The sequence below is a fragment of the Streptomyces sp. PL-29 genome, from assembly GCF_058344425.1.
This window is the reverse complement of record NZ_CP136996.1, coordinates 2,475,159-2,490,782: the sequence shown is the minus strand read 5'-3', so window position 1 is coordinate 2,490,782 and position 15,624 is coordinate 2,475,159. Positions and strand designations below refer to the sequence as shown.

General features: G+C 74.4%; 17 protein-coding genes, 1 tRNA gene and 1 pseudogene. 10 read left to right on the top strand and 9 right to left on the bottom strand.

Annotated elements, in window-relative coordinates:
* Nucleotides 1–15 precede the first annotated feature (15 nt).
* The 4 genes and pseudogenes from R4Z63_RS11370 to R4Z63_RS11355 all read right to left on the bottom strand — a co-directional run bounded on the left by R4Z63_RS11370 (nucleotide 16) and on the right by R4Z63_RS11355 (nucleotide 1,978).
* Nucleotides 16–89, bottom strand: a tRNA-Lys gene (locus R4Z63_RS11370).
* A pseudogene (locus tag R4Z63_RS11365) lies at nucleotides 80–704 on the bottom strand (bifunctional DNA primase/polymerase). Before R4Z63_RS11365 ends, R4Z63_RS11370 begins: the two are co-directional and overlap by 10 nt.
* Before the next feature lie 142 nt (nucleotides 705–846).
* A complete protein-coding gene (locus tag R4Z63_RS11360) occupies nucleotides 847–1,191 on the bottom strand; it encodes a DUF8844 domain-containing protein (protein ID WP_031145303.1) in 345 nt (114 codons plus the stop codon).
* Between the two features lie 205 nt (nucleotides 1,192–1,396).
* Entirely contained in the window at nucleotides 1,397–1,978 is a 582-nt protein-coding gene (locus tag R4Z63_RS11355) for an NADPH-dependent FMN reductase (RefSeq protein ID WP_037923450.1), read from the bottom strand.
* A 111-nt stretch (nucleotides 1,979–2,089) separates the two neighbouring features.
* On the opposite strand from R4Z63_RS11355, the gene R4Z63_RS11350 reads away from it, so the two are divergent.
* Entirely contained in the window at nucleotides 2,090–2,572 is a 483-nt protein-coding gene (locus R4Z63_RS11350) for a MarR family winged helix-turn-helix transcriptional regulator (protein ID WP_037923453.1), read from the top strand.
* Nucleotides 2,573–2,591: 19 nt separating this feature from the next.
* Here the strand turns inward: R4Z63_RS11350 and R4Z63_RS11345 are convergent, their stop codons facing one another.
* Genes R4Z63_RS11345 through R4Z63_RS11335 form a run of 3 tightly spaced genes read right to left on the bottom strand, consistent with a single transcriptional unit; the run spans nucleotide 2,592 to nucleotide 6,684 of the window.
* On the bottom strand, nucleotides 2,592–3,941 hold the full coding sequence (locus tag R4Z63_RS11345; protein WP_384445979.1) for an AAA domain-containing protein: 1,350 nt from the start codon (nucleotides 3,939–3,941) through the stop codon (nucleotides 2,592–2,594).
* A complete protein-coding gene (locus tag R4Z63_RS11340) occupies nucleotides 3,938–5,527 on the bottom strand; it encodes a hypothetical protein (protein ID WP_037923455.1) in 1,590 nt (529 codons plus the stop codon). The genes R4Z63_RS11345 and R4Z63_RS11340 overlap by 4 nt, the downstream gene beginning before the upstream one ends.
* Nucleotides 5,515–6,684 carry a hypothetical protein gene (locus tag R4Z63_RS11335; protein ID WP_384445978.1) on the bottom strand — a complete coding sequence of 390 codons (1,170 nt, stop codon included), beginning with the start codon at nucleotides 6,682–6,684 and terminating at the stop codon, nucleotides 5,515–5,517. Before R4Z63_RS11335 ends, R4Z63_RS11340 begins: the two co-directional genes overlap by 13 nt.
* Before the next feature lie 125 nt (nucleotides 6,685–6,809).
* Between R4Z63_RS11335 and R4Z63_RS11330 the strand changes: the two genes are divergently transcribed.
* Entirely contained in the window at nucleotides 6,810–7,406 is a 597-nt protein-coding gene (locus R4Z63_RS11330; protein ID WP_037923460.1) for a histidine phosphatase family protein, read from the top strand.
* Between the two features lie 25 nt (nucleotides 7,407–7,431).
* On the opposite strand, the gene R4Z63_RS11325 is transcribed toward R4Z63_RS11330, so the two are convergent.
* Complete coding sequence (locus R4Z63_RS11325; RefSeq protein WP_491522630.1) at nucleotides 7,432–8,697, bottom strand: NsdA family TPR-like regulatory protein; 1,266 nt, start codon at nucleotides 8,695–8,697, stop codon at nucleotides 7,432–7,434.
* 327 nt (nucleotides 8,698–9,024) lie between these two features.
* On the opposite strand from R4Z63_RS11325, the gene R4Z63_RS11320 reads away from it, so the two are divergent.
* The 3 genes from R4Z63_RS11320 to R4Z63_RS11310 all read left to right on the top strand — a co-directional run bounded on the left by R4Z63_RS11320 (nucleotide 9,025) and on the right by R4Z63_RS11310 (nucleotide 11,190).
* The gene (locus R4Z63_RS11320; RefSeq protein WP_384445976.1) at nucleotides 9,025–9,426 is read left to right on the top strand and encodes a hypothetical protein; all 402 of its coding nucleotides are present in this window, start codon (nucleotides 9,025–9,027) and stop codon (nucleotides 9,424–9,426) included.
* A 34-nt stretch (nucleotides 9,427–9,460) separates the two neighbouring features.
* A complete protein-coding gene (locus tag R4Z63_RS11315) occupies nucleotides 9,461–10,339 on the top strand; it encodes a spermidine synthase (protein WP_384445975.1) in 879 nt (292 codons plus the stop codon).
* A gap of 215 nt (nucleotides 10,340–10,554) precedes the next feature.
* Nucleotides 10,555–11,190 carry a class I SAM-dependent methyltransferase gene (locus tag R4Z63_RS11310; protein ID WP_037923465.1) on the top strand — a complete coding sequence of 212 codons (636 nt, stop codon included), beginning with the start codon at nucleotides 10,555–10,557 and terminating at the stop codon, nucleotides 11,188–11,190.
* Nucleotides 11,191–11,251: 61 nt separating this feature from the next.
* Here the strand turns inward: R4Z63_RS11310 and R4Z63_RS11305 are convergent, their stop codons facing one another.
* Entirely contained in the window at nucleotides 11,252–11,794 is a 543-nt protein-coding gene (locus tag R4Z63_RS11305) for a hypothetical protein (RefSeq protein ID WP_384445974.1), read from the bottom strand.
* Between the two features lie 79 nt (nucleotides 11,795–11,873).
* Between R4Z63_RS11305 and R4Z63_RS11300 the strand changes: the two genes are divergently transcribed.
* The 5 genes from R4Z63_RS11300 (at nucleotide 11,874) to R4Z63_RS11280 (ending at nucleotide 15,575) form a co-directional block, all read left to right on the top strand.
* Nucleotides 11,874–12,563, top strand: coding sequence for a response regulator transcription factor (locus R4Z63_RS11300; RefSeq protein ID WP_384445973.1), 690 nt, complete (start codon nucleotides 11,874–11,876; stop codon nucleotides 12,561–12,563).
* Between the two features lie 7 nt (nucleotides 12,564–12,570).
* Nucleotides 12,571–13,971 carry a sensor histidine kinase gene (locus tag R4Z63_RS11295; protein WP_384445972.1) on the top strand — a complete coding sequence of 467 codons (1,401 nt, stop codon included), beginning with the start codon at nucleotides 12,571–12,573 and terminating at the stop codon, nucleotides 13,969–13,971.
* A 52-nt stretch (nucleotides 13,972–14,023) separates the two neighbouring features.
* Complete coding sequence (locus R4Z63_RS11290) at nucleotides 14,024–14,188, top strand: DUF5993 family protein (protein WP_172671346.1); 165 nt, start codon at nucleotides 14,024–14,026, stop codon at nucleotides 14,186–14,188.
* Nucleotides 14,189–14,190: 2 nt separating this feature from the next.
* Nucleotides 14,191–14,841 carry a disulfide bond formation protein B gene (locus R4Z63_RS11285; RefSeq protein WP_384445988.1) on the top strand — a complete coding sequence of 217 codons (651 nt, stop codon included), beginning with the start codon at nucleotides 14,191–14,193 and terminating at the stop codon, nucleotides 14,839–14,841.
* Nucleotides 14,842–14,912: 71 nt separating this feature from the next.
* Complete coding sequence (locus R4Z63_RS11280; RefSeq protein ID WP_037923473.1) at nucleotides 14,913–15,575, top strand: NADPH-dependent F420 reductase; 663 nt, start codon at nucleotides 14,913–14,915, stop codon at nucleotides 15,573–15,575.
* The last annotated feature ends 49 nt before the right edge of the window (nucleotides 15,576–15,624 follow it).

The following is a 15,624-nucleotide window of genomic DNA, read 5'->3' as shown; positions in this document are numbered from 1 at the left end:
GCCTTCTTCCGTCTGTGCGCCGCCAGGGACTCGAACCCCGGACCCGCTGATTAAGAGTCAGCTGCTCTAACCAACTGAGCTAGCGGCGCTTGCTGACGAGGAAGACATTAGCAGGAGGATCGGCGGAACGAAAAATCGATATCCCCAGGTCCCGTCGGTGCGGCGGTGCGGGCCGCCCGTACGAAGGCCCAGAGCAGGGCCTCGGGCCCGGGGAGCCAGGGTTCCCGGACGTCGGGGGCTGCGAGCCAGCGCGACCCGCCGGGGCCGGAGGCGAGCGGCGGGACGGTGACGGCGTCGCCGCGGCCGTGGCACAGCGGCGCCGGGGCGCGGCGTGAGGCCCCCCACTCCTCCCACGCCAGCAGGGCGGGCAGCCGGGGTGCGGTGCCGGGGGTGGCGAAGAGCAGCATCCGACCGCGGTGCACGGCGACCGGGCCGGAGCCGGGCCCCTCGGCCCGGAGCAGGTCCAGGACGCGGCGCCCGAGCAGCACCGGGACGTTGACGACGTCGAAGGCGCGCCCGCAGGGCAGCGTGGCCGGCAGCCCCGGCCGGGCCTGCCACAGGGCGAGGGTGCGGCGGGGCTGCGCGGAGGCCGAGGCAAGCCAGGCGGCCCCCTGCGCGGTGACGTGCGGGGCGGGCGTGGTGCGCGGGCGCTCGCCGGGCGCGTGGAGGGCGGTGCATCCGTGGGCCGTCGTCAGCGTCGTCATATGCCAAGGTCTACCTGCCGTAGCGGGTCGAACCCGCGGAGTTACCGAAAGCCGGGACGGGGCGGGCGGGTAGGCGGTACATTGCCCCCGCATATGCCGGATGCGCGGTGTCCGGCCGCGCGGGCGGCCGGCCGTGCCGCCGTCAGGCCAGGTCGGCGCGGCCGCGCTGCAGGGTCTCGCCGAACTCGATCATCTTGAGGGCGTAGTCCTCGGTCCACTCCGCCCGCTCGGCGATGGCTCCCGGGGTGAGCCGGTCGAACCGCCGGGGGTCCGCCAGCTGCGCGGCGGCCAGCGCCTGGAACTCCACCGCCCGCTCCTGCGCCGCCCGGAAGGCCAGCGTCAGCTCGGTCGCACGGGCCAGCAGTTCGCGCGGGTCCTCGATCGACTCCAGGTCGAAGAAGTGCTCCGGATCCGCCACGGCCTCCGAGGGTTCGAAGAGCAGCGGCGCCGGCCGCAGCCGTCGCTCGGTCCGCTCGGGCTCTGCCATTCCTGTCCTCCTGCTGCGCGTGCGAAATCCTTCCGGGCCACCGTCCATTGTCCAGCGCCCCGCAAGGGTGCGCGCCGACGGGTTGGAACGCCCGTACGGCCGGTGAGGTGCGCGAGTAGCCGGGCGGGTCCCGTGGCGGGGGAGTCGATCAGGTGATCGGCCGTCAGTCGTTGGCGGCCCGCGCCCGCCCCGCCCGGCGGTCCGCTCAGGCGGTGACGGCCTCGGCCGTGAGCTCCGCCTCGCGCCCGGCCGCCAGGGCGGCCACGTCGGCCAGTACCGCTGCCAGCTCGCCGGAGAGGGCCTCGGGGGCCTCGAAGCCCTCGGCGCCGATCAGCTTGGGGATGCCCGGGACCGCGACGGAGTGCTCGGCGGGCAGCATGCCGAGGCGGGTCAGGATCGGGAGCAGCATCTCGGCGGCCGGGGCGCCGCCGGTGGGGCCGGCGCTGTAGCTGACGATGCCGACCGGCTTGCCCTTCCACTCCTCGTAGAGGAAGTCGATGGCGTTCTTGAAGGGCGCGGTGAAGCCGCCGTTGTACATCGGCAGGACGAAGAGGAAGGCGTCGGCGGAGTCGACCAGGGCGCTCCAGTCGCGGGTGTGCTGGTGGGCGTAGTTCCCGGTGGAGGCGTACTCCGGCTCGTCCAGGAAGGGCAGTGCGATCTCGGCGAGGTCGACGGGGGTGACCTCGAAGCCGCCGTGGTCGCGGGCCTGGGCGGTGACCCACTGGGCGAGCGGGCGGCCGGAGGAGGTGGGGCGGGTGGCGGCGGAGACGACGTGCAGGCGGGTCATGGGGGCGACTCCCGGTCGATGAGTTGTTGATGTGTCATCTATCAAAGCGTTATATGAGTGACGTGTCAACCAGGTAGATGATGTGTCATCGATCTGGCTACAGTGGAATGCATGACCCCCGCATCCGAGCCCCGCTGGCTCACCGAGGCCGAGCAGGACGCCTGGTACGCCTGGCGGCGGATGTTCCCGCTGGTCGACGCGGAGATCGCGCGCGACCTCAACCAGGACAGCGGGCTGTCGGAAGCCGACTACGACGTGCTGTCCGTGCTCGGCTCCACCGACGGCCGCCGCATGCGCATCAGCGCACTGGCCGAGCTGATGCAGTGGTCCCGCAGCCGGCTCTCCCACCAGCTCACCCGCATGGAACAGCGTGGCCTCGTCCGCCGCGAGGACGTCGCGACCGACGGCCGCGGCGCGGAGGTGGTCCTCACCGACACCGGGGTGGCCGCGATCACCGACGCCGCACCACTCCACGTCGAATCGGTGCGCCGCCACCTGATCGACGTCCTGACCCCGCAGCAGCTGCAGGCCCTGGCCGAGGTGGGCGAAGTGCTCCGGCGCCGCTTCGGCGCCCACCGCAAGGCCGGGGGCTGAAGCGGAGCGCCCCGACCCCCTACGGCCGCCAGGACACCCGGTGCTCCGCCAGGTGCGCCAGGACGGAGTGGTTGGCCTCCCAGCCGTCCGGGAACTTCATCGTCACGCCCAGCTGCACCGGCTCGGTCGACGGATGGTCGTCCAGCAGCTCCGCTATGCCCGCCCGGGCCACCACCACGCAGGCGTGCCGGTGTCGGGAGGCCAGCACGCACAGCCGGCCCGTCTCCAGATGGAAGGCGGTCGCGTCCGGGCGCCCCGACAGCGGGTGCAGCACCACGGTGAGGTCGTACTCGCGGCCCTGCAGCCGGTTCGCCGTGTCCACCGTGACCCCGCCGACCCCGAGGGCGGCCAGCGCCGCACGGACCGCCGCCGCCTGGTCGCGGTGTGCCGTACCGACCGCGATCCGGTCGGCCGTCAGCGGCACCGGCCCCGCGGACTGCTCGTCGGAGGTCACCGCCCCGCGGTCCAGGACCCGGCGCACCACCCGGGCCACCGCGCCGACCGCCTCCGGATCGGTGCGCGGCGTGTGCCGCGCCGGCAGCTCCAGCAGGCCCCAGCCCGCCTCGGCGGCCTCGTCCAGCACCCGGTCCGGGCCCGACCCGTCCGAGGGCACCCCGTACGAGAGCTTCCGATCGCCCGGCCCCGTACCGCTGCGGAACTGCGTGTACGGGTAGAAGGCGCGCGAGACCAGCGGCGCCGCCGTCGACGGGAGCCGCCAGGACACCGGCAGCCGGTGCTGCGGCAGCTGCGGGTTGTGCGCGAGCAGCGTGCTCACCGCAGACGCCGACGGGTCGTAGGACAGCCCCGCCCACTGCTCCGCGCCCACCACGCTGAACGGGTCCAGCTGCCCCGGGTCGCCCACGAACAGCGCCCGCTCGAACAGCCCGGCCACGGCCAGCAGAGCGTCGGAGCGCATCTGGTACGCCTCGTCGACGATCGCGTGCTGCCACGGCTCGACGTCCTTCACGAACGCCCACTTCGCGGCCGTGGAGAGGGTGATCGGTAGTTCCGCGAGGTCCCCCGGCCTGGCCGAGAGGGTCACCGACGGCAGCTCCCGCAGCGCCGGGTCGTAGGAGTCGCCCTCGCTGCTGTGCAGCCGGCCGACCTTCAACTCCGGGTCCTTCTCGGCCAGCCGCAGCACCAGGTCGTCGACCTGCGCGTTCGTCTGCGCCACCACCATCAGCCGGCGGCCGGCCGCGGCCAGCTCCCGGGACGCCCGGACGACGAGCGTGGACTTCCCGGCGCCGGGCGGGGAGTCGACCACGACACCCCGCTCGGTCCCGTGCAGGGTGTCGTGCAGGATCGCGGCGGTCGCCCGGGCGGCCGCCGCACCCGGATCGAAGGCGGCGGGCGCGGACACGGGAGTCACAGGATGTCCTCCTCGGTGACGGCGTCGGGCAGGTGGAGGGCGGCCCCGGACCCCGGCGGACCACCGTGGGTCCACGGCGTCCGCTCCGGGTCCGGGAGCTTCGGGCCGCCGCGCGCGTCGTGCTCGAAGAGCGTCCAGCACACGCGGTCCCCCTCCTCCGGTACGGAACCCGGCTCCGGGTCCCGGCCGCGTCCCATCTTGTCGAGGAGCCGCAGCACCACCTGCCCGTCCTCTTCGAAACGGACGAACCGTGCGCTCTGCGACCGTCCGTCCCCGTCCAGCACGCGGTACACCGTCGCACCGCCGCCGTCCGCGAGCTGCGGCCGGTCCTGCGAGGACACCGTCACCAGCGGCCGCGGACTGGGCCGCTTCGACTCCGTCCACTCCATCACGACCTCGGTGACCTCGCCCTCGAAGGCCTCGCCTGCAAGCCGCCGGCCCGCCATGACCAGGGGGTCGTCCAGCGCCTCCTGAGCGTCCAGCCGCACCTGCTCGGTCTCCCGCGTGGCCAGCTTCTGGGCCGCCGTCACCGCGTCGTCGCGGCGCGGCTGCGGCGGCTCGCCGGCCCGTACGCGGTCCCGGTGGCCGGTGTACGACCAGCGGTCGCGCGTCCAGCGCTCCTCCGCCCGCTCGCCCGGCGGCAGGGCGCGGGCCAGGCCGATCGCGGTCCAGGTGGCCCGCCAGGTGCTCGACATCTGCTCCACGACCAGCCGACGCACCGCGCGCTCGGCCTCGCGCACCGCGCGGTCGTCCTCCCCGGGCCCTGCCGCCAGGGCCGCGCGCGCCGCGTCGTAGCGGGCGATGGCCGGCGCGAGCAGCTTGTTGTCGAAGGCCGGGTCGGTGGCCGGACCGGCCGGCGGGCACAGCAACTGCCCGTGCCCGTCGCGGCCCAGCTCGGCGCGCAGGGCCGCCTCGGCACCCGACCCGCCCGCGGGCGGGTCGATCCAGGCCAGGAGTGCGCCCAGGTGCTGGTCCTCCAGATTGCTCTGGCCCGTCGCCCAGTGCCGGGACAGCAGGTCCGTCGCCGACAGCAGCATCGAGGATCCGGGCACTCGGGCCCGCTCGCCCAGGTGCGTGAACCAGCGGCCCAGCAGCGGCACCCGCGACGGCGCCGGATGGGGATGGTCCGGATCCTCCTCGGCGGTGCGCCTGAAGCGCATCGACCGCCCGAGCAGCCGCACGTACTCGATGCCCGCCCGGCTCGGCACGATCAGCTGCGGGGCGTCCACGCACAGCTCGGTCTCGACCTTCACCCGCTTGCCCGTCTCCGGGTCGGTCTCGCTCCGCTCGGCCGGCTCCACGTCGTCGGCGTACGCCTCGATGTGCGCCAGCACGTGGACCGCGAGGTCCGCGAGGAACGCCCAGCGCAGGTCCCGGTCGCGGGGCTGGGGTATCACGAAGACCCGAGGCTCGTCCGGATCGGTGCCGACCATCGCGCCCAGCGGCGCTCCGGCCTCGCCGGCCGTGGTCAGCGGCACGAAGACCAACGGCTTGTCGCTCAGGTGGCGGTGGCGCACGGTCGCGAGCGGCTGCGCGCGGCCGGCGCGGACGGCCTCCAGCCGGGCCAGGGTGCTCAGCAGGGGCATTCTGGGCTCTCCGGGACGTGCGGGCGGGGCAGGGCGGCGGACCGTTCCAGCGCCTCGGCGCGCAGCGTGGCCGCGCGGTGCAGGGCGGCGGCGGTGGGGTCCTCGGTGCAGCCGGCGCCGGCGGCGGCCGCAAGGGCCTCCTCGACGGTGGTCAGCGCGCCCAGCTCGCCCCGTACGGAACGGCCCAGGGCCGTCACCTCGCCGGCGGCGCGGGCCCGCTCCCGGCAGTGGAACGCCAGCTCGCAGGCGGCCAGGCACTCGGGCGCGTAGGCGGCGTCCACCGCCGACACCGCCTCGGCCAGCTCCTCGGCGGGCCGCTCCGGGTCGAAACTGAGCCCCTCGGGCAGTGCGGCGGCCAGCTCGTCGACCCGGGTCAGCCGGTCCAGCTGGCGGCGGGTCACGGAGCGCTCGCGGCGGATGTCGACGGGAGCGGCGGTGGGCAGGTTGGAGAAGTCCTTCGGGCAGACCAGCAGCACGCTGTGGCCGACCTCGGCACCGGCCAGCTTCCCGGCGATCCGCTCCAGGGCCAGGACGTAGACGGCGGCCTGGCGGGCCGCCGCGCCCACCTTCGCGGTGTCCGCGGCCGCGTCGATCATCGGGAACGACTTGATCTCCACCACGGTCCAGCGGCCGTCGGGGTGCACCACGACGGCGTCCGGCTCCAGGTACGCCGGGGTGCCGGCCACCTCCAGGGCCAGCATCGGGTGGTCCAGCAGGGTCCAGTCCTTCGCCGAGGTGGCCTCGCGCAGGGCCAGGGCGGTCCGGGCGGCGCGGCCCTCGGGCCCGGCGGCCGTCAGGTCGGGGACGAGGGCGCCGGCGCCGGGAGGCTCGGCGGACGCGTCCAGGTGCGCGTGCACCAGCCGCAGCAGCTCGGCCCCGCCGTCCCCCTTGACCTTCGCCTCGAAGGAGTTGCCGCGGATGATGGCGAACTGCGACTGGCCGAAGGCGGCGGGCGAGCCCAGGGCCGTGGCGAGGGCGTTCTTGTCCACGCCGGCGCCGTCGAGCAGGGCGCGTCTGCCGCAGCCGGGGTTGGCGGCGAGGGCCGCGAGCGCCCGGGCGTCGAGCGGGCGGGGTGGTACGGCGGGGCCTCGCAGGCCGGCGAGCCGCTGCCGCAGCGTGGTCGGCTGCGCGGGGCTGCTGGGCGGGTAGGAGCTCACCGCGGAAGTCTCCCATCCGCCACTGACAATCGTGTGCGGAGCCGGGAAAAGGGCCGGTGGGAGAGCAGGTCGGGGGCGTGATGGATGATGGACGGACGAGGAAACGCACCGACCGGGAGATTCTCATGGCCCCCCGCATCCTGCTGGCCCGGCACGGCCAGACGGCGTGGTCCCAGCTCGGCAAGCACACCGGGCGCACGGACGTGCCGCTGCTGGAGGAGGGCAGGCAGGGCGCGAAGCTGCTCGGCGAACGCCTGGCCCGCGACCCGTGGCGGGGCCTGCCCGGCCTGCAGGTGCGCACCAGCCCGCTGGTCCGCGCGAGCGAGAGCTGCGACCTGGCGGGCTTCGGCGCGCGGGCCGAGCCGTGGGACGCGCTGCTGGAGTGGGACTACGGCGACTACGAGGGCATGACGCCGTCGGAGATACAGGCGGTCCGGCCGGGCTGGCTGATCTGGCGCGACGGCGTCCCCGGCGGCGAGTCCGTCGCGGACGTCTCGGCGCGCGCGGACGAGGTCGTGGCGTGGGCGCGCTCGGCGGAGCGGGACGTTCTCGTCTTCGCCCACGGGCACATCCTGCGCACCCTGGCCGCGCGCTGGCTGGGCTTCGACGCCTCCTTCGGCGCCCGGATCCGCCTTGAGCCGACGTCCCTGTCGGTCCTCGGCTGGGCCTACGGCGCGCCCGCGCTGGAACGCTGGAACGACACGGGCCACCTGGACGTCTAGCACCGGCTCCGCGGACCGGGCCGGCCTACGCGGAAGCGTGGCGGGCCAGGAACGCGCCCACGCGGGGGGAGCGTTGGTGGGGGACCAGGGCCGTGGCCGTCCGCGCCAGCATCGAGCGGACCCGCGTCGACTGGACCTCGGCGAGGAGGTCCAGCACCCGGCCGCCCGCCCACGCGGCCTCGTCGGGGGCGTCCGCCCGCGCCAGGTCGCCGGTCAGCTCGGCGGTGTAGAGGGCGACGTTCCGGGCGAAGTGCGGATCCTGGAGGTCGGCCGCCCGCCGCGCGTGCCGCGCCGCGCGGGCGTGTTCCCCGAGTGCCGACCAGCACCGCGCCTCCAGCGACTCCAGTTCCGCCTCACCGAAGAAGGACATCCACTCGGGGTCGGCCTCCGCGGGCCCCCGGGAGAACTCCCGGTGCGCCCGCGCCAGCGACTCCTCGCAGGCCCTGCGGTCGTCGAGTCCCGCCCATCCGCCCGCCTCCCGCAGCGCGAGCAGCGACAGCAGCCGGGGCGAGCCGAGGCCGGACGCGGCCCGCCGGCCCGCCTGGGCCGCCCGTACCGCCTCGCGCGCGCGGCCGGTGTCCCGGGCCAGGAAGGACATGTTGCTGAAGGCGTGCGCCTCCAGGCCCGCGTCCCGCGCCACCCGGGCCGTGGCCAGGGCCTCCGCGTAGTGCGAGCGGGCGTCGTCGAAGCGGCCCGAGTCATGGGCCAGCCAGCCGACCGAGACGGCCAGTTCACCGGCGCCCGCGTGCAGCCTGTCCTCGGTGGACTGCCGCGTCGCCCCGGCGTCGAGGAGGGCGTAGGCGGTGCGCAGCGGCTCGGACGCCTTGCGGTACAGGGCGTCCGCCCCGTGCCGGTCGTCCAACAGTCGGATCCGGCGTACGGCGTCCTCGACGGCGGCGGCCTCGGACTCGCCGGCGCGGGCGGGCGGCCGGCGGGAGTCGCCGAGCAGGGTGATGCCGAGCGTCGCGGCCGCCACGGTCGCGGAGCCGCCCGCCATGAACGCGCGACGCAGCACGTCGCTCTCCTTGGCACTGGAAGGGGAAGGGGAAGGGGAAGGGGAAGGGGGGATGGGGACGGGGACCGGGTGGGGGCCGCGGTGCGCAGAGCGCCCGCGGACGCTCTCGCGGGGGGAGAAGCCCAGGTCGGCCAGGGTCCGGCCGGGGTACATGTGGAGGAAGACCCGCTCGTAGGCGTAGTTGGGACAGCGGATCTCGCCGGACTCGACCCGGCCGATGTAGCGCGCGTCGCAGGAAACCGTTTCTCCGATCTCCTTCGCCGCCCGCCGTACCAGGGCCGCGAACTCGGCAGGGGAGTGCTGCCGCGCAGCCGCCGGAACGTGGAGTTGGGTGAGTGGGGGAACGCCGCCATGGACGTGACCTCTCTGGCAAGGAACGCAGCGCCGGTGCGGTGGCTGGTGCCGTGGGGCCCGGCGCGCTTGAACGTACCGCCAGTGACGGGGTGTTCACACGATGTTTAGCTACAAAACGGATATCTCACCCGTGATCTGCCATGAACTGCCATCCTTTGCAGCGTCTTGGTGCCGCACCCGTTGACGTTCCCGCGCGTTGAACCCATGCGGATGCGGATCGAGGAGGGGTTCCCCTTGGTGGAGGCCGGCATGGAGAGCACTGGAACGAACACCGCGCCCGGGCCTGTGGGGGTCCCGGACCTGGACCTGGTGACCGTGCCCACGCGGCAAGGCCTGGAGGCGGTGGACATCATCCGCCGGTCCGCCGGCCGCTCCGGCCCGGTGGGACCCGTCCTGCACGACGGGTCCGGCAACACCCTCGGCTTCCTCGTCCCGCCCGGCACCGCCGACGCCTGGGACCTGCCGGGCAGCGCCTGTACGCAGTCCGACGGGCGGGGGATGCGTTTCGGCGACGCCGTCTCGCCCACCGCGGGCGCCACGGGCTGGCTGCTCCCGCCGGAGGCGGTCGGGCCGGTCACCGACCCCGAGGTGTTGCGCGCGGCGCTCGGCGAGGCGGCCCGGCTGATCGAGGCCGCGGACAACTGCCGCTGACCCCTCTCGCCGGGCCGCCGCGCACAATGGGGTGGTGGCAGGCAAGGACAGGAACAAGGGCAGGCAGCGGGGGCGCGGCGGCGCCGAGACGGTCGTCGGGCAGGTGGACGGCGGCCGGGCGGAGCTGGAGCCGGACCGGGAGCGCACAGCCGCCTGGACCCTGCTGATCGACGGTGCCCCGCAGTCGCACGTCGATCTGGACGATCCCGGGTACCTGGACTTCTCCTACCAGCGGCGGATCGGCCACCTCATCGACCTCGCCGCGCCCGCCCGCCGGCCGCTGAACGTCGTGCACCTGGGCGGCGGCGCCTTCACCCTCGCCCGCTACACCGCGGCGTCCCGCCCCCGCTCCGCCCAGCAGGTCGTGGAGATCGACTCCGCCCTGGTGGCCTTCGTACGGGAGCACCTGCCACTGGATCCGCAGGCGCGGGTCCGGGTCCGGGCGGTGGACGCCCGGGCCGGCCTGGCGAAGGTGCCGGACGGCTGGGCGGACCTGGTGATCGCGGACGTGTTCAGCGGGGCGCGCACCCCGGCGCATCTGACGAGCGCCGAGTTCCTGGACGACGTACGCCGGGCCCTGGCGCCCACCGGGTGGTACGTGGCGAACCTCGCGGACGGGCCGCCGCTGACCCACCTGCGCGGCCAGATCGCGACGGCGGCGTCCCGGTTCACCGAGCTGGCGCTGGCCGCGGACCCGGTGGTGTGGCGGGGGAAGCGCTTCGGCAACGCCGTGCTGGTGGCTGCCGACCGGGAGCTGCCCGTCGCGGAGTTCACCCGGCGCGTCGCGGGCGACCCGCATCCGGGCCGGGTCGAGTACGGCCGGGCACTGGCGGACTTCGCCGGCGGCGCGGCCCCGGTCGGGGACGCCTCCGCGGTGGCCTCCCCGCAGCCTCCGCCCTCCGTCTTCCGCTAGGGAAGAGGGCAACCCCCTTGTGCGGGCGGGACTCCTGGAAGAGGATCAGGTTCAGTTCCCGTTCCGGATCCAGCTTCAGTTTCCCTTCCCTTCCCTTTCCGCCTCACCTTTCCGCTTCCCCTTCCCCTTCCCCTTCCGGCGGTCGTTCGCACGGCGCGGCCTGTGAACACCATCCGGTCTGTCCTCCATGTGACGCGCTCAGGAAACGGCCGACGATGCCCGATCTCCCCGCTTCATCCGGTGCTCCGACCCCGAGCACGCCCAGTACCGCAAGCTCCGACTACACGCGCAGACTCGCCCGTCTGGAGCGGTCCGGGCTCAAGCGGCTGCTGCCCACGCAGGCCCCCTACCGGTGGCACCTCCAGCGGCTCCGGCTGGGCCGGGTGCTCGACGTCGGCTGCGGGCTGGGGCGCAACCTGCTCAACTGCGGACCCGACAGCGTCGGCGTGGACCACAACCCGCACTCGGTGCGGACCTGCCGTGAGCGCGGGCTGAACGCCTACACCCCGGACGGCCTGGCCGAGGCCCCCGACTGCGGTCCCGGGTCCTTCGACAGCCTGCTGGTCGCGCACGTGCTGGAGCACGTCGAGGAGGGGACGGCGGCGAGCCTGCTGGAGCAGTACCTCCCGCTGGTCAGGCCGGGCGGCTCGGCCGTCATGATCACCCCGCAGGAGGTCGGCTTCCGCTCCGATGCCACCCACATCCGCTGGGTGGGCTTCGAGGAGCTGCGCAGCCACGCCGCGAAGGCCGGGGTGGCGGTCCGACGGACGTACTCCTTCCCCTTCCCCCGCCTGATGGGCAAGGTCTTCCCGTACAACGAGTTCGTGCTGGTGGGTACGGTCCCCGCCTGATCCTCGCAAAGGGCCGGCCCCTGCCGGTCCGGCCCTGCGCGCCGTCCACCGGCGCCCCGGCTCAGGGGTCGACGATCTCCACCATCGGCGGGTGGTCGTGCCAGGTGCAGAAGACCGACACCTCCCGGCCGTCCCGGGTGAAGGTGACCCGGATCCAGAAGTCCTGCTTCCACACCTGCATGCGCCAGCCGGCCGCCGGTGTCGCCGAGACCAGCTCGGCCGAGGAGGCGCCCAGGGAGAAGGTGACCCGGCCGCCGGAGACCGGATAGGCCCGCACCTCCCCCGCGCTCCGGCCGCCCTCCTGCTGCCCTCCGCCCGGGGAGGCCGCGGGCTTCTGCGACGGCTTGTCGGCGGAGGAACCGGCGGACGGCGACGCGGTCGGGCCGGGCGACTGGGACGGCGCGCCGGACGGGGTCCCCGACGGGGACTCCTCGGGCTGTGCCCGCCGGGTCGAGGAGGACAGCGGCTGCCCGGTCAGCGGCACCGCGAGCGGCCGGTCGTAGGCCGTGCCCGACATGACGGTGTGGACGCCCCACCAGCACAGCGTCACCGCCGCCCCGGTCGCGAGCATCCATGCCGCGGCATGCACAAGTCCTCTTCGCATCAGTGCACATACTGCACCACGTGCCACAAGAGCGGCCCGACACCCCGTGCAGTCGTCCGGATGGACTACGGTGCGGCCCATGGCAAGTGTGCTCGTGGTCGAGGACGACCAGTTCGTACGTTCCGCCCTCATCCGACACCTGACCGAGGCCTCGCACACCGTGCGGAGCGTCGGCACGGCCCTGGAGGCGCTGCGCGAGGTCGCCCACCACCGCTTCGACGTGGTCATCCTCGACCTCGGCCTGCCCGACCTGGACGGGTCGGAGGCGCTGAAGATGCTGCGCGGCATCACCGACGTGCCCGTGATCATCGCCACCGCGCGCGACGACGAGGCCGAGATCGTCCGGCTGCTCAACGACGGCGCCGACGACTACCTGACCAAACCCTTCTCCGTCGAACACCTCTCCGCCCGGATGGCCGCGGTCCTGCGCCGGGCGCGGGCCGCCGCCGGGACCGAGCCGCCCTCGCGGGTCCTACGCGTCGGAGGCCTCGCCATCGACCCGCTGCGCCGCCAGGCCGAACTCGACGGGGCGGTACTGGACCTCACCCGCCGGGAGTTCGACCTGCTGGCCTTCCTCGCCGGGCGGCCCGGAGTGGTCGTGGCCCGGCGTGAACTGCTCGCCGAGGTCTGGCAGCAGTCCTACGGGGACGACCAGACCATCGACGTCCACCTGTCCTGGCTGCGCCGCAAACTCGGCGAGACCGCGGCCCGGCCGCGCTACCTGCACACCCTGCGCGGGGTCGGCGTGAAGCTGGAGCCACCGCAGTGATGCCGCGATGAGATGGGCCCTGGTCAAGGTGTGCCTCGCGGTCACCGCGATGGTGGTCGTGGCCTTCGCCGTACCGCTCGGGCTCGTCGTCCAGGAGATGGCGAGCGACCGGGCCTTCTCCAACGCCGAGCGGCAGGCCGCCACCATCGGCCCCACGCTGTCGATCACCACCGACCCGGCGCAGCTGAGCAAGGCCGTGGAGTCCACGCAGATGGGCGCGGCCCGACGGATGGCCGTCCACGTGCCCGCGATCGGCGACAGCCCGCCGGTGAGTATCGGCAAGGGCCGGGCCGGGGAGCGCGCGGTCGCGGAGACCCGGCGGATGGGGCGGGCCACGACGGCCACGGTGCCCGGCGGCGGCTCCGCGCTCCTCCAGCCGACCGCGCTCGGGTCCGGGGACATCGCTGTGGTGGAGGTCTTCGTACCGGAGAGCGAGGTCAGCAATGGCGTCGCCACCGCCTGGCTGGTGCTGGCGGGCGTCGGACTGGCCCTGATCGTGGGTTCGGTCGCGGTCGCCGACCGGCTGGGCGCCCGGCTGGTCCGGCCGGCCGAACGGCTCGCGGACGCCGCGCACCAGCTGGGCGAGGGGCGGCTCGGGACGCGTGTGCCCGAGGCCGGGCCGAAGGAACTGCGCTCCGCCGCCGTCGCGTTCAACGCGATGGCGGACCAGGTGGTGGAGCTCCTCGCCAACGAGCGGGAACTGGCCGCGGACCTGTCGCACCGGCTGCGCACCCCGCTGACGGTGCTCCGGCTCAACACCGCCTCGCTCGGGGACGGTCCGGCCGCGGACCAGACCCGGGCGGCCGTGGAACAGCTGGAGCGCGAGGTCGACACGATCATCCGGACTGCCCGGGAACAGCGCCCGGCCACCGGCCTGGTCGGGGCGGGAGCGGGCTGCGACGCCTCCGAGGTGATCCGCGACCGCATGGGCTTCTGGTCGGCGCTCGCGGAGGACGAGGGCCGCGAGGTGCGGCTCGCCGGGGTGGACCGTGCGGTACGGATCCCCGTGGCCCGGCCCGAACTCGCCGCCGCCCTCGACGCCATGCTCGGCAACGTCTTCCGGCACACCCCCGAGGGCACCCCCTTCGCGGTCGACGTCCACGACGCGGGCGACGCCGTGATCGTGCTCGTCTCGGACGCGGGACCCGGCATCTCCGACCCGGACGCCGCCCTGCGCCGCGGCAACGACGGCGCCCGGGACGGGTCCACCGGCCTCGGGCTGGACATCGTGCGCCGGGTCGCGGAATCGACCGGCGGCGACGTGCGGCTGGGCCGCTCGGTGCTCGGCGGCACCGAGGTCCGCGTGTGGATCGGCCTGGACGGGCGGAGCACGGGCGGCCCGGGCGCGGGGCGGCCCGGCCGCGGCCGACGCGGCAACCGACGTAACCGGGGGCGCGCCACGCCGTGACCGGGGGCGCGCCTAGCAGGCAGGATGTCCTGATCTCGGTACGGTCCGCGGCATGGACACCCTCATCTTCGGCGGGCTCCTCGCCACGCTGGTCGCCATGTACCGGGAGACGTCCCGGATGGTCGTGCTCGGGGCGTGGTGGGCCGTGCTCGTCGCCGTCACCCTGCTGATGGCACACCACATCACCGGCAGCCTGGCCCTGACACTGAGCTGGTGACCATGGCGACGATCGAGACCCTCGTCCCGGAGACCGCGCCCGAGAGCCCGCCGCTGGGCAAGGTCCAGTACTGGTTCGCCTGCCTCTTCGCCGTCGGCTGGACGGGCGTGGTGGGCGCCGGCCTCGTGCACCAGTTCGTGCAGGGGGAGCACCCGTGCCCACTCTGCGTGGTGCAGCGCATGTTCATGTTGCTGGCGGCGCTGGGAGCGGCGTACATCATTCGCACGGCGCTGCACCGCGGCTCGGTGACGGGCCGGCACTACATGACGGGCTGGGGCCTGACCCTGATCGCGCTCGTCGGAGGCTCCGTCGCGGCCTGGCGACAGACGACGCTCCACATCCTGCCGGGCGACAAGGGGTACGGGGGCGAGGTGTTCGGCCTCCACCTGTACGTGTGGGCGCTGATCCTCTTCCAGGCCTCCGCGCTCGTCGTCGGCATCGCCCTGGCGACCGCGCACACGACGGCGGATCGCGGCGTCCCGGCGACCGGGCCGGGCCCGCTGCGCACGGCGGGGCTGTTCGCGCTGTGGTTCCTGGGCGTGGTCATCGCCGTGAACCTGCTGGTCGTCTTCGCGGAGGAGGGCTACCACTGGTTCCTGCCGGACGATCCGAACGGGTACCGGTTCTTCTCCGACCTCGGGATGTCGGACTAGGGCACGACCCGGAAGACCGGAAGGGACGCGCGCCGCGGCGCCCCCCCCCACCGAACGGAAGGAAGCGACAGATGCGCTACGCAGTCCTCGGCACCGGCATCGTCGGCCGCACCGTGGCCGCCCGGCTCGCATCCCTGGGCCACCAGGTGGTCATCGGAACCCGGGACCCCGGGGCGACCCTCGGCCGGGCCGAGTACGCGGACTGGCAGGAGGCACACCCCGGCGTGGGGCTGGCCGGCTTCGCCGAGGCGGCCCGGGACCGCGAGGTGCTGGTCAACGCCACGAGCGGGCGGGGCAGCGTCGCCGCACTGACGGCGGCGGACGCCGCCCGCCCGGCGGGCAGGGTCCTGATCGACATCGCGAATCCGCTGGACTTCTCGGGCGGCTTCCCGCCGGTCCTGGACCCGGTGAACGACGACAGCCTCGGCGAGCTGATCCAACGGACCTTCCCCGGGCTGCGCGTGGTCAAGACGCTGAACACGATGAACTGCCGGATCATGGTGGACCCGGCGCGGGTCGCCGGAGAGCACCACGTCTTCGTCTCCGGCGAGGACGCGGACGCCAAGGCGACGGTGCGCGAGCTGCTCCACTCCTTCGGCTGGCCGGAGGCGAGCGTCCTGGACCTCGGCGGCATCGAGACGGCCCGGGGCACGGAGATGCTGCTGCCGGTCTGGCTCCGGCTGATGGGCGCACTCGGCCACACGGACTTCAACTTCCACATCCAGGGCGCCTGACGGGGCGGCGGGACGAGGCCGGTCCGCCGGCCGGCCGCGCCGGGACCGG